Annotated in this window: 9 protein-coding genes and 4 pseudogenes; 8 read left to right on the top strand and 5 right to left on the bottom strand. The window is 66.0% G+C overall.

What is annotated here, in order from left to right; translation table 11 throughout:
- Positions 1–42 precede the first annotated feature (42 nt).
- From CP978_RS25525 to CP978_RS25515, 3 genes are read left to right on the top strand one after another with little or no spacing between them, the layout of a single operon-like run.
- A complete protein-coding gene (locus CP978_RS25525; RefSeq protein WP_227745442.1) occupies positions 43–795 on the top strand; it encodes an ATP-binding cassette domain-containing protein in 753 nt (250 codons plus the stop codon).
- Entirely contained in the window at positions 795–2,057 is a 1,263-nt protein-coding gene (locus CP978_RS25520; protein WP_043444658.1) for a hypothetical protein, read from the top strand. Before CP978_RS25525 ends, CP978_RS25520 begins: the two co-directional genes overlap by 1 nt.
- Positions 2,050–2,688 (top strand): hypothetical protein, encoded by a 639-nt coding sequence (locus tag CP978_RS25515; protein ID WP_043444656.1) that lies wholly within the window; start codon positions 2,050–2,052, stop codon positions 2,686–2,688. Before CP978_RS25520 ends, CP978_RS25515 begins: the two co-directional genes overlap by 8 nt.
- 122 nt (positions 2,689–2,810) lie before the next feature.
- On the opposite strand, the gene CP978_RS25510 is transcribed toward CP978_RS25515, so the two are convergent.
- The gene (locus CP978_RS25510) at positions 2,811–3,161 is read right to left on the bottom strand and encodes a hypothetical protein (protein WP_043444654.1); all 351 of its coding nucleotides are present in this window, start codon (positions 3,159–3,161) and stop codon (positions 2,811–2,813) included.
- Between the two features lie 533 nt (positions 3,162–3,694).
- On the opposite strand from CP978_RS25510, the pseudogene CP978_RS25505 reads away from it, so the two are divergent.
- Positions 3,695–3,886, top strand: a pseudogene (locus tag CP978_RS25505) (IS5/IS1182 family transposase); the annotation flags it as partial.
- A gap of 104 nt (positions 3,887–3,990) precedes the next feature.
- Here CP978_RS25505 and CP978_RS25500 read toward each other — a convergent pair.
- Positions 3,991–5,241 (bottom strand): annotated as a pseudogene (locus tag CP978_RS25500) (IS3 family transposase).
- A 237-nt stretch (positions 5,242–5,478) separates the two neighbouring features.
- On the opposite strand from CP978_RS25500, the gene CP978_RS25495 reads away from it, so the two are divergent.
- The 4 genes from CP978_RS25495 (at position 5,479) to CP978_RS25480 (ending at position 8,544) form a co-directional block, all read left to right on the top strand.
- Positions 5,479–6,249 carry an IS5 family transposase gene (locus tag CP978_RS25495; protein ID WP_150478254.1) on the top strand — a complete coding sequence of 257 codons (771 nt, stop codon included), beginning with the start codon at positions 5,479–5,481 and terminating at the stop codon, positions 6,247–6,249.
- Positions 6,250–6,366: 117 nt separating this feature from the next.
- Positions 6,367–6,621 (top strand): hypothetical protein, encoded by a 255-nt coding sequence (locus CP978_RS25490; protein ID WP_043444649.1) that lies wholly within the window; start codon positions 6,367–6,369, stop codon positions 6,619–6,621.
- A 701-nt stretch (positions 6,622–7,322) separates the two neighbouring features.
- A complete protein-coding gene (locus tag CP978_RS25485) occupies positions 7,323–8,183 on the top strand; it encodes a hypothetical protein (protein ID WP_043444647.1) in 861 nt (286 codons plus the stop codon).
- A 52-nt stretch (positions 8,184–8,235) separates the two neighbouring features.
- Positions 8,236–8,544, top strand: a complete 309-nt coding sequence (locus tag CP978_RS25480; protein WP_144401488.1) for an ATP-dependent DNA ligase — start codon at positions 8,236–8,238, stop codon at positions 8,542–8,544.
- 377 nt (positions 8,545–8,921) lie between these two features.
- On the opposite strand, the gene CP978_RS25475 is transcribed toward CP978_RS25480, so the two are convergent.
- The 3 genes and pseudogenes from CP978_RS25475 to CP978_RS25465 all read right to left on the bottom strand — a co-directional run bounded on the left by CP978_RS25475 (position 8,922) and on the right by CP978_RS25465 (position 12,628).
- Positions 8,922–10,139, bottom strand: a complete 1,218-nt coding sequence (locus tag CP978_RS25475) for a hypothetical protein (protein WP_144401487.1) — start codon at positions 10,137–10,139, stop codon at positions 8,922–8,924.
- Between the two features lie 209 nt (positions 10,140–10,348).
- Positions 10,349–11,722: pseudogene (locus tag CP978_RS25470) on the bottom strand (IS1380 family transposase).
- Between the two features lie 136 nt (positions 11,723–11,858).
- A pseudogene (locus CP978_RS25465) lies at positions 11,859–12,628 on the bottom strand (IS5 family transposase).
- Positions 12,629–12,699: the final 71 nt, after the last annotated feature.

Here is a 12,699-nt window from a genome sequence, read left to right as displayed (position 1 = left end):
CGCTCTCGAGTGGCGCCCGGTCGCACGCGCGAAAGGAACAACGTGGAACCGATCGCTTCGCTGTCGGGGATCGCTCAGGGCTACAGCCGGCATCAGGTGATCACTGGACTCGACTGGGATCTCAGCGTGGGGGTCTACGGGCTTCTGGGCCCCAACGGGGCGGGAAAGACAACGCTTCTCCGCACCCTTGCCACGGTTGCCCCTCCCCAAGAGGGGACTCTGGAGATCTGCGGCAGAAAGGTGCACTCCGAGCGGTCGGCCAGGGCGGTCCGCCCTACGATCGGCTATCTCCCCCAGGACTTCGGCTACTACCCGTCCTTCTCGGTCTACGACTTCGTCAGATACAGCGCCTGGCTGCGCGGGGTCCCTGACGGTGAGGCCCACGGCGCGACAGGGAAAGCGATCGCTTCGGTCCTTCTCGACGGACGGGCGCAGGCCAAGATGAAGTCCCTCTCCGGTGGCATGCTGCGGCGCGCAGGCATTGCCGCGGCAATCGTCGGCTCGCCGAGACTCCTGCTCCTGGACGAGCCGACCGTCGGCCTGGACCCGGAACAACGCCTACAGTTCCGCGAGTTGATCAGATCACTGACGGGCTCGGCGATCGTGCTGAGCACCCACCTCGTCGAGGATGTGGCGGCTGTCTGCGACCAGGTCGTCGTCATGCAGTCCGGAAGGTTCCTCTTCCGCGGCACCCCCGAGGCCCTTGCGGGCAACTCCCGATCGGGAGTGGCGGGCGACAGCCCGTTGGAGCGCGGATACATGGCGGCCCTGTCGGGACAGGGGGTGCTCTCCTGATGCGTATTCTCATGATGGAGTTGCGGCGCTCTCCGCTGCGATGGTGGTTCCCCGTCCTCGTCGCCCTGGACGTGGCGGTCCTTTTCGGACGGGCCCAATGGTGGATCGGCGTCTGGCCGCAGGCCAGCGCGGCGGCCCAGATACCCGCCTTCTATCTCGGCCCCTTCCTGGCGGCCTACGCCGCCTGGGCTGCCGGCCGGATCCATCGACTCGGCTTCGAGGACCAGCACACTGCGGGAACCAGGCCCCGATGGCAGATCGAGGGAACTCAGATCGCGGCAGCCGCCGTGTATGGCGGCGGCGCCTACCTCGTGGGCGCCGCGGTTGCCGCGGCAGTCAGTCACCGCGACGCCGGACCCGGATTCCTGTGGCCCAGTTATCTGCTGCTGGGTGCCGCGCTCATCGTGCTGTGCATCGCCGTCGGCCACATCGCCGGGCGCTGGTACCCGTCCGCATTCTCCACCCCGGTCGTCTCCGGTCTGGCCTGCTTCGTGGTAGTGACGATGAACGGCGGCCCGATGAAGGCCGGCTTGTTCGTACTCTCCGGTGCCCCTGCCGTGGAGGTGACTCCGGGGAACCTCGCCCTTCGATGGGGTCTGGCGCTCTCCGCGGTGGCCGTCGCCGCTGTCACCCCACGAAGGCTGCCCGGATACACCGGCGCACGCGGAAAGCTGATCGTCAGGCTGCCGGCCGTCGGCAGTTCGGCGCTGGCCGTCGCATGCCTGGCAGGGGTGATCACGGCAGGACCCGTGCAGACGGCGCGAGCCGATCCGAGTGCTCCGATGTGCACGCGCACCGAGCCGAAGATCTGCGTATGGCCCGAGGAACGCATGTACATCCCGCGGCTCGAGGCGATGGCAAGGCGCGTGTCCGAACTTCCTCCCTTCATCACCTCCCCCTCGGCGTTCTACGAGGAAGGACTGAAGGGCGACAGCGCGCAGGACACCGACTTCTCGATCTTCGAAGGGTCCATGTGGGAGGTGGCCGACAGCATGTCCATCGCCATCTCCCGGGCGTCCACTCCACCCTTCTGCTCGGCGGTGAACAGCAGCGCCGAAGACCGGCGCATGATGGCGTACTTCGAGCTCGACTCATGGCTCGCGGCCCGGATCTCCGGCGCCGGGCAGCCGTCCGGCATTCACGGAGGGCCGCCCGGTGTCGACCAGAGAGCCATCGCACGGCTGATCAAGCAGCCCAGGCAGGTACAGGAGGACTGGGCGAAGAAGCGGATCAAGGTGATCAAAGGTACGCGCTGTGCTTGATCTCCGCGATTCCTGGATCCGCTTTCTGCGGGCTCATCGCTTCCGTGGCATCGCCGTGGGCTGGGCCGTGGTGATCGCGTGCGATGTTATGTTCGGGTCCGCCCGGCTCGACTTCCCCTTCAGCGGCGGCGGAACCTCCGCGACCCCTCTGAGGCACGTGATCCCCCTCGCTCTGGCGGTGATCGCCGTGGGCGGCCTCGGCAGCGCCATGGACTCCCTGGAGGAGACGGCGGCGAGGGGCTTCAGACGAGCCGAGATCTCCTTCCTCGTCGGGACCGTCTCGGTGGCGGCGTTGCTGCTCGTCGCGGCAGAGGCAGCCGTCAGCCCCATGGACACCGTTCTGCTGCTCCTGAGAGGCCTGCTGATCTGGGCCGGGCTCGCCCTGATGTCCGGGCGGGCATGGGGATGGAGATTCTCCTGGATCCTTCCGCTGGCCACCCTGTTCCCCCTGACGTACTGGCAGGTCGACGGCCTGGGGCGGTTCCGGTGGTGGGACTGGACGGACCAGCCCGGACACTCGATGCCATGCTGGGGGATCGCCATCGGCAGCCTGCTCGTGGGCGGGGGCGCGATGGCACTGACCCCGTGGCGCGTCAATCGGCTGCGGCGCGCATTCCAGCGGAACAGGTAGCGGGCAGGGGAATTACTTGTGGTGTCCGTGATCCTCTGATTGTCCATGCGTACGCTCAATGGACGCACTGCAGGGGTGCCCCGATTCGGGACACCCCTGCAGTGTTGATCTCGCGACGCCTCTTACTGGTGAAGCCTGAAGTTGATCCAGGATTTGTTGGCGGAGAAGGTGCATTCCACATAGCCCCAACTGGGCTTGGAAGCACCCTTGTTAAACAGGTACCAGATCGACGACTCTCCCAAGAGGCTGCAGTCGATCTGGTTCTGGAAATCACCGGTACGCGCCACCGACTGGCAGTGTCCGTTGGATCCGGTGTTGCCCCAGGTGGAATAGCAGCCTTCCGTCGTGGGGCTCGTGCCAGCCAGCGCGGTAGGGGCGGCCATGGTGACGGCTGCCGCGGCCAGGCCCGCTATCGCAACCGCTCGCGCCATCGTCTTTCGTACCCGCGTCGCGGATTGAGTGAGCTGCGCCATATTCATTTCTCCTGATGTACAGACCGGCGGTGGGGCGGGATAGCGGCGTTGCCCCGCCGTAACCCCAACCATTTTTCCGCTACCGGTGGTTGACTGAAAAGCGAGAGCCGTGAAGCTCGCGCTAAGTGTCATGATCGCATCACGATCCCGGGTTGTGCAACGACCATGGCGCGAAAGTGGCCGAATACTGGTCTGGACGGTAGCTGTTCTGGGTTGTTGACCCCTGCATGAGTGAACTCGTGGGGCAACACGACGCCGGTCGCCGTCGGCGCAGAAGGCTCTTCGGTTGCGGGCGGTGGCGACGTTACTGATTTGTTGGCGTGATGCGGGCCGCCGAGTTATTCACCTTGGGACACGACAGCAACGCGGTCGCAAAGGAGTTACGTGTCAGCGTGCGGCCGCTACAGCGGTGGCCCCAGGTTTGGGAGCACAGCGGACGCATCGGCCCTGAAGTCAAACGGACCGGCGCTCACGGCCACGCACCCGTCCCAGCACCGCGCTAGGTACGGCACCGCCGACACCGTCACCTCGTCTACCGATACGTCACCGAGGCAGTCGAGCTCCTAGCCTCTCTTGCGCCCACGCTCACAGGAGCCGTCAGGGCCGCGTCCATAAAGGCATTTGTGATCCGGGACGGGGCGATGTTGCCGATCGACTGCATCGCCGCCGACCGGCCCTTCCACTCCGGCTGTGAGCATGGTCGTGCCGTTCCGGCGTGGCTTGACTCATACTCTGGCTGGCTGCTTGCACCTTGTGTTTGACCTGTCAGCCCGGTCGGAGCGGCGCGAACCGGGGGCCTTCCCCCGTGATGGTGGACACGCTTCGTCGATCACGCGGCCAGCGTGAGCTTGGGCGCGTGGTGTCGGCGTTCGTATTCGTTGGGGCTGAGGTGGCCGTTAGCGGAGTGCCGGCGGCGGGTGTTGTGGCGGGCCAGCCATGCGAAGACCGTTCTTCTGTAGGTGCTGGCGTCGCCATAGTCGCGGGTGCCCTGAAACGTCTCGCGTTTCAGGGACGCGTGGAAACTTTCGCAGGCCGCATTGTCCGCGCTGGTGCCGACCGCACCCATCGACCGGGTGACCCCGAGCTGGTCACAAAGGTCGGCGAAGGCCCGGGATCCGTACTGGGCTCCGTGATCGGAGTGGAACACCGAGCCGTCCGGGCCGCCGCGGGTCGCGGCCGCCGTCCGTGGTGCGTCGGGGGCCAGGCGGGTGCGCGTGTGGTCGGCGATGGTCCAGCCGACGACCTTGCGGCTGAAGCGGTCCAGAACGGTCGCGGGATAGAGGAACTCCGCGCCCACGAGCGGAAGATAGGTGATGTCGCCCATGTATTTCCGCCCTGGCCCGGGGCGGTGAAGTCCCGGCTGGAACAGGTCCGGAACCTCTGAGGCTGCCAGGTCCGGGACGGTGGTGCGGACGCGTCTGCGCAGGCGGATGCCGGTGATGGAGAACGTCCGCATCACCCGGGCGATCCGCTTCTCGTTGACCCGCAGCCCCGTCTCCTGCAGCACGGCGGTTACCCGTGGGGAGGCGTAGGCGCCGCCAGACTCGCTGTGGACCTCGCGGATCCTCGCCGTCAGGAGCCGGTGCTCGCGTCGTCATGCTGCCTGCGCCTGTCTTCCGGCGAGTCGTTTGTGGTAGCTGGACCGGTTCGGGTTCAGGACCTCGCAGAGCTGCTTCACCTCGTAGGTGTCCCGGTGATCGTCGACGAACTGGAAGCGGCTCATCACCAGTTCGTCTTCCCGGCGAAGTACTTGGCCGCCTTGCGGAGTACGTCCTGCTCGGTCGCCTGCTTCCGTTCATGTGCCTCAAGCTCGGCCACCCGGGCCTCCAGCTGCCGGATCCGCGCGTCCGGATCGGCGGACGGCGCTGTCTTCCCGGGCCGGGCCGCCGCCTGCCCGCCCGGTGAGAGGGCCGTGGCGGCGACACCGCGGCGGTCACGGTCCCACAGCACCCCACTGCCGCAGGGTGGCCCGGTTGATGCCCAGGCCGGTGGCGATGCCCTTGTGCGTCGCCCCGGGCGTGGACTCGTACAGGGCCACGGGATCGGCCTTGAACTCGTCCGAGTGGTCCTTCGTCGCCATCGGCGGTCTTCTCGCTTCCTCCGGATCAAGCAGATCCAGTATCAGCGTGTCCACCACTCAGACCGTGTCCTATGTGGGGCTGGGTCGTTAAACTTGGTTATGGGGCGGGGTACGTGGAGTTGGATTGAGCCTTTGCCAACTTGCCTCGTGAGCTGGTCAGTTGGGTCGACAGATGAGTGAAGCCCCTGGTAGACGGGTTCACGACCAAGATCACCCGGTACCCACCAGAGGCTTCGCATGCTTGTCTACCCGTGTGGGCTGGACGTGTCCAGTCGATCCCTGTCCTTCCTCGCTGCTCGCCTGCGAGAACACCATCGTCGGATCAAGAGCCGCTGGCGCCGGCTCCCGGTCGGCCGTCAAGCCCTGCTGGTGTTGGCGCATCTGCGGAACGGAACCACGTACGCCCAGCTCGCGGCGGGTTTCGGGGTCGGGACGAGCACGGTCTACCGCTACATCAGCGAGGCCGTCGACCTGCTGGCCGCACTGGCACCGACCCTCGACGAGGCCGTCCGGGCTGCTTCGACGAAAGCGTACGTCCTGCTCGACGGGACGCTCCTCCCCATCGACCGGATCGCCGCCGACCGGCCCTTCTACTCGGGGAAGCATAAGAAGCACGGCATGAACGTGCAGGTCATCGCCGATCCGTTCGGCCGGCTGCTATGGGCCTCGCCCGCACTGCCAGGAGCCGTTCACGACGTTCGGGCGGCCCGCGAACACGGCATCATCAACGCCCTCGACCAGGCCCGAATCCCTTGCTGGGCGGACAAGGGCTACCAGGGCGCCCGCGGTACGGTCCGGGTTCCGTTCCGCGGCCGATGGGAGACACTTTCCACAGGTCAGCAGGCCGTGAACCGATCCCAGGCCAAAATCCGTGCCCTCGTCGAACAAGCCATGGCTACCCTCAAGAACTGGCGACTCCTTCGCAAACTCCGCTGCTCGACCACCCGCATCACGGGCCTGGTCCAAGCTGTCCTCACCCTGCATCACGCCAGCTCACCAGCAGGTTGAAAAGACCTCAGTGTCGTGGTTTGTTGAACGGCCGGCAGCAGCATATTCAGGGCCGTCGCGGGCGTGGTTCGTCGGGGGTGCGACGTACGCTCGTTGGCCAACGCGGAAGGACTCAGGATGACGGATCCCGCGCTCGACCAGATCGCCGCCGCGCAGGCCGACGCGCGCAACATGATGAAGACGACGTTCGGCTCCGACAGACCGACGTCGGGCACCAGCCCGATCATCGAGCGCTACCTGGTGCGGTTACCGCTCGACAACAGGTGGGCGCACCTGCGCGCGGTGCCGTTGCAGCCGATGTTCCCACTGATGCCGACCGACCTGTGGCGCTGCCGTGACTGCATCGCCGCGTACGCCGCCAACCACAGCTGACCGACATCGAGGAGAACACCTGCGACAACTGCCGCAGGCACTTCCCGGGGCAGGGTGCGAGCTTCACACCGTTCGTGTTCCGTCAGGATCTACTGATGCTCCACGGGTCCGACTGCGACGAGTGCATCGCCAGTCACGAGCCCCGCTAATCTCTTCCGGAACATCTGATCTGCACGATCCGGCGGGCCCCGCATAGAGCGTCACCAGCCCTCGGCGTCACATCGTCGCTCGCAGCTTTGACGCCACCTGACCTGCCCAATGCACACCTGACACCCCATCAGAACGAGCGTCAAATGAGCGTCATTTCAGCGTCAAGATATCGCCCGTAACGCCCACACCGCGCATTATGCGCACGGGCAAAACCGCAGTTCAGGAGCCCTTCGCGGCGGGTTCGAGGATGGCGACGCCCCTCTGCTGGTGGTACAAGGCCAGGCAGCGCCCGGAAGCCGCATGAAGGGCATAGGCGCGAAACCTCCTATGGCGACGGAACGTGCGCGAGGCTCCGCTTCCCGCGATCCCAATAGCCGAGATCGGAACCCATAGTTCCGCCGCTACGCTCTCTCGGTATGCCACCGTCGTCCCCTGGCCCCGCTAGCGACTCCATCCCCAGACGCCTCACCACTTCGCGTGATGTCGACCGTTTCCTCCGGACCGCAGCGTTGGCCGGGAGGAGTTCCTATCGGTGTCTCACCGATTCAGAGGTGGGGGTCGCCTTGGGGATGGCGGGGTTCCCGGCCGAGCGTGGCGATCAGCTCAGAATGCGGCGCGCGGTGGTATCACGGGGCTACTTCACCAGGGAGAAGCAGGGGGACGGGTACCAAGCTCCCTTTGGTCCCTACCTGCTGTGGACAACCGAAGGCTTGGACCGCGTAGCCGCCCTGGAGGAGCAGGCAGCGGACATAGTCGGGATCTGTGACTACATCCATACCGCCTTGCCGCGCTGGCTTTACGGATTCCTACCTGGCCAGCGGGCTGTCGACCTTGCGCAATTCCACGATAGCGATGCCGCCTGGCACGGAGGGGTTGCGATCGACCCGGCAGTGGTGGAGTTGGCCACCGAGCACCTCGTCGTGGAAGGGCTGCTCACCTCACACCGGCGCGAGGACAGAGATACTGACCTGCAGCTCACTCACCTGGGGATCCGTTTCGTCCATTCCAACCAGTCACTGGGGAGATTCATGTCCAGGCCACAGCCGCAGTTGGGTAATGAGGTCACGAACTACGGGGTCTACGTCGGGGGAAACGCGACCCACAGCAACCTGGCGAGCGGCAGCCACAACTCCCAGACGATCAACCAGGGCATCGACGGTGATGCCCTGACATCCCTGGTCAGCCAACTCCGTGCAGCTGCGTCCGCTCTGACTCTGCCCGCAGGTGATGCTGAGGATCTTGCCGAGGAGATCAGCACGCTGGAGCACGAGGGAGTCGATCTGAAGCGGGGCCAGAGGATATGGCGGTCGATCGTGCGTATTCTCACGCCAGCTGTTACCTCCGCCCTGACAGGCGAGGCGGAGCAAGCCGTGCACGCTGCGATCACAGCGGGCACAGACCTGTTTAGCTGACTCATGCGTCTTCGACGCGCGCGGCCGTGCTGCACCCCGTACATGTGGTGGGGTGACCTTGACTCCTCCGGACGAGGCGATGCTGGCCGAAGCGCGGCGCGAGCTTCCACCGGACAGGGCGCTGCCGGGGCATCTCGTAGAGCAGAAGCCGGACGGCTTCCGGGCGGTGCTCTTCGCCCGGACCGGCATGGTCATGCTCCAGTTCCGCCGCAGTGCGGACCTGGTGCCGGCGTCCCCAGAGACCGCTGCCGCAGCATCCGCGCTCGGTGAGGACCTGGTGCTCGACGGCGAACTGGTCGTGCCGCGCGCAGGGCGGCTGCACTTCGGCGAGCTCCAACATCGCGCCCGCCAGCTCAGCTAGAGCGTGCGGACGGGCGCCGCTGAGCATCTCGCTTATGTGATGTCTTCGACATGCTAGAGGCCGCGACGGTCGAGCTTTGGACCGGCCGTACAGGGAGCGCCGGGCCGTCTTGGAGGACCCCTTCGCCCACGCGGTCCTCGATGGGCCGTTCACGTTCTGCCCAGCCACCACGGACCGGGCGACCACTCTCGACTGGCTGGACCCGGCCTGGGGTGCGGCCGGTATCGAGGGCGTGGTATCAAGGGCAGCGAGCAGAAGTACGCGCCAGGCAGGAGCCACTGGGCCAGCGCGATACCGCCATCCTCATCGCCTCGCTCGGCCAGCCTGCCCCAGAGTCCGAGTTTCCAGAACAACCGTGGTTGCTCTGGAAACTCAGTTCAGCCGTTGACGAAGGGGACCAATTCGTCGTTGATGAAGGTGGCCGGCCTCCAGCCCTTGCTGAAGCGCGCGACGACGAGCTGGTCGAGGGCCACCATTCCCAGCGCGGCCGGTGGCGCCGTCTCCTCGGCATGCACGGCGATCAGGCCGTACTCGACAGCCGTGGGTATCATCCAGCGGAGCTCCTTGAACGGGTGCCTCTCCAGCGGGCTCTTCTTGAACGCGTTGGCGTAGTACTCGTCAACGAGATCTGAGGTCGGCGCCTGCCCGTCAACCCAATCCCTGAACCGCCCGGCTTTTTGCAGGACGTTGAGGAACTCTTCGAAACTGCGGCGTCCGGATTTGATAGCGCCCCTGAGATCACCGACGCCCTTAACCACCAGCTCCTGAAACTGGTCGATCTTGGTCTGCTGGCCATCGAGTTGGGCGACGAGTTCCTTCACCTTCGTCCGAGTGATGCGCTCCCCAATGCGGTCTTGGGTGAGCGAGCTCCCAAGGCTTGCGCCCAGCGCCAGGTCCTGGCGCATCTCGACCATTCCGAGCAGCACCTTCGCGGGATCAAGGAGGAGGTCGCCCTCACGAACACCACCAGCTCGCGAGACAGCAGCCCAGTCCAGATTCGTCTCGAACTGATAGTGCTCATCCGCAGAGGGCACCAGAGACACCTTGAAGTCATCCGGGAGTGAGTAGGCCGGGGCGAGCTCCTGCACGAGGTCCACGAGCACCTGCCGGACGAGGGCCTCGTCCTCCCAGTCCTGTCTGGCAAGGCCCAGGAGAGCAGGATCGAAGTCGTGAACCTTCACCTGGTTGAGAAACTGCTTGGCCCTGCGCTTTCCCCTGCCGGACGCACCAGTGACCTCGCGGAACAGGTCGAACACCAGCGAGTCAAGCGGCTGGGCAAGATGTACGACCTCGCCAGCCCGTTGGACCGAATCCATCACGGCGATGGTGGCTGGTCGATGCCGCTCGCGGTGCGTCCCGCGATCCTCAGTCCGCAACGCAAAGTCGCGATCCAGATAGATCAGGTCGACATTCTTAGCGACTTCCACAGCTACATCCGGCCCGAGCGAAACGATCAGCTGCTTCAGGCTATGCCGGGTGACCGCCAGTCGAACCTTTCGGTAGAAGAGCATCGCCTCAGCTAGACGACCAAGATCAAGTGGTCCCCCGGGGGCTCCATCCGGAGCCGTGCGCCGGATCGCAATAGCGTCGAACACGGCAAAATCTTACCGTCGCATCTCCCGCCCCTTCCTCAGCTCCCTAGCCTCGACCTTGCATGACGGTCCGTCGACGAAGTCGGTGGTTCGTTTCGCTTTCTGTGGCTGATGGTGGGCATGCCGGCGGACCGAGTGTCGCGTCGGGTGGGCGCCGGGTTTCACTGCTCCGGGCTGGGTTCTCTTTTCGTAGGGACAGGCGAATTCGCTGGTCAGCCGGGAGTTGGCAGGAGCGCGAGCCGTTCGAGGGCGGCGGTGATCTCGCCGGCCCGGGGCCAGTGCGGGGCGAGACGGAGAATCCTGCGTCGGCCGGTGGTGACGAGTTGGGCGGCCGCGGAGAACAGGCGGAATCGCAGGCGGCGGGGTTCCCAGAGCCGGGCCTTGCCGGTGAGGGCAAGCATGGGCATCCAGGCCAGCAGGTCGAGGGCGATCTGGACGATCTCCAGCCAGACCTTGTTCTGGGCTGTTGTATGGAGGGGCAGGTTGCGCAGACCGGTGGCCCGGGCGGCCCGGATCCGGTCCTCTGCCCGGGCCCGCAGCCGGTGACGGAGCTCGAGGCGGCGATCGGCCGGTCAGGAGTGTTGGTCGCGAAGCACGTGATCCGCATGCCGTCCGCGTCCGTGATCCTCAACTGGGCGCCAGGATGGGGCCGTTCCTTGGGGACGATCAGTCGCATGCCCTTGGGCCAGCCGTGAAGGAGCTTGCCGGTGAGCTCGGCGACCCAGGTCCCGTCACGGGCCTCACCGTCGGTCTCCGGCCGGGGTCCAGGCTGAGGCGGGGACCTTCAGCACGTGTTCGTGGATCGCTTCGGTGATCACCATGCCGACCGAGTAGGACAGCCAGCGGCCTCGCCTGGCGAGCCAGGACACGAAGTCGTGGGTGCCGCCCGCGGAGTCGGTGCGGATCAGGGTCTGCCGCCCTCGCCGGTAGTGCTTGGGCAGTTGGGCCAGGGCAAGTTGGGCGGTGGTGATGTGGTCGGCTGCCGTGTTGGAGCCCGCGTTCCCCGGCCTCAGAAGGGCGGCGACAGGCTCACCGGCTCCGCCCGGTCCGTGGTCGAGGAAGGCCGTCAGCGGGTGATGGCCATAGGTCTTCTTCCAGGTCGCGGCCGCGTCCTCCTTGTCGGAGTGGGCGATCACGAGGACGCCGTCGAGGTCGACGGTGACCTGGCCGTCGGCGTCCGGGGCGTTCTCGCCGGCCAACGACCAAACGCGGCCACGGACTTCGGACCGTGCGGACCGGATGGCCTGCAGGGCCTTCTCGCCGGAGGCCGCGAGGGTGTCGATCAGGCGGGAGATGGTCGGGGCAGAGGCGACCGGGCCGAAGACGGCCGGCTCACACCGCAGCATCGCGACGTCCGCGAGGCAGTCCCCGCCCAGTGCGATCGCCAGGGCGACGTCCAGGAGTGCCTTGCCGGGATCGTAGATGGCCCGCGGTTTGCGCCACCGAGCCAGAGCCTGGGATATGGCCTGGTCAAGACCGGTCTTGCGGACCGTTTCAACGAGCAGGACCGACCCGGCCTGGGAGACAACTTGACGGCCGTCGTCCTGGACACGGACGCGGGAATAGGACCCGATAGAGTGCTTCACCTGGGAAGTGCCTCCGGCGGTGGCAGGAACAAGGACCTCGACAATCGTCATTCTTGCTGTTCAGAGGCACTTTCTGCTTTCCCGACCGCTTGCCGGACAGCCCGCTTCATGAAAGCGCGAGGCTAGTGAGGTCTTTTCAACCTGCTGGTGAGCTGGCGTGATGCAGGGTGAGGACAGCTTGGACCAGGCCCGTGATGCGGGTGGTCGAGCAGCGGAGTTTGCGAAGGAGTCGCCAGTTCTTGAGGGTAGCCATGGCTTGTTCGACGAGGGCACGGATTTTGGCCTGGGATCGGTTCACGGCCTGCTGACCTGTGGAAAGTGTCTCCCATCGGCCGCGGAACGGAACCCGGACCGTACCGCGGGCGCCCTGGTAGCCCTTGTCCGCCCAGCAAGGGATTCGGGCCTGGTCGAGGGCGTTGATGATGCCGTGTTCGCGGGCCGCCCGAACGTCGTGAACGGCTCCTGGCAGTGCGGGCGAGGCCCATAGCAGCCGGCCGAACGGATCGGCGATGACCTGCACGTTCATGCCGTGCTTCTTATGCTTCCCCGAGTAGAAGGGCCGGTCGGCGGCGATCCGGTCGATGGGGAGGAGCGTCCCGTCGAGCAGGACGTACGCTTTCGTCGAAGCAGCCCGGACGGCCTCGTCGAGGGTCGGTGCCAGTGCGGCCAGCAGGTCGACGGCCTCGCTGATGTAGCGGTAGACCGTGCTCGTCCCGACCCCGAAACCCGCCGCGAGCTGGGCGTACGTGGTTCCGTTCCGCAGATGCGCCAACACCAGCAGGGCTTGACGGCCGACCGGGAGCCGGCGCCAGCGGCTCTTGATCCGACGATGGTGTTCTCGCAGGCGAGCAGCGAGGAAGGACAGGGATCGACTGGACACGTCCACCCACACGGGTAGACAAGCATGCGAAGCCTCTGGTGGGTACCGGGTGATCTTGGTCGTGAACCCGTCTACCAGGGGCTTCACTCATCTGTCG

This window comes from Streptomyces nodosus (assembly GCF_008704995.1).
GTDB classification, from domain to species: Bacteria; Actinomycetota; Actinomycetes; order Streptomycetales; family Streptomycetaceae; genus Streptomyces; species Streptomyces nodosus.
Note: the sequence above shows the minus strand (reverse complement) of the source record. Positions and strands in the feature narration are given on the sequence as shown.

Bases quoted from the DNA above. Each gene is read 5' to 3' on its own strand.
- CP978_RS25520 (WP_043444658.1), top strand. From the start codon at position 795: ATGCGTATTCTCATGATGGAGTTGCGGCGCTCTCCGCTGCGATGGTGG.
- CP978_RS25510 (WP_043444654.1), bottom strand. From the start codon at position 3,161: ATGGCGCAGCTCACTCAATCCGCGACGCGGGTACGAAAGACGATGGCG.
- CP978_RS25495 (WP_150478254.1), top strand. From the start codon at position 5,479: ATGCTTGTCTACCCGTGTGGGCTGGACGTGTCCAGTCGATCCCTGTCC.
- CP978_RS25490 (WP_043444649.1), top strand. From the start codon at position 6,367: ATGACGGATCCCGCGCTCGACCAGATCGCCGCCGCGCAGGCCGACGCG.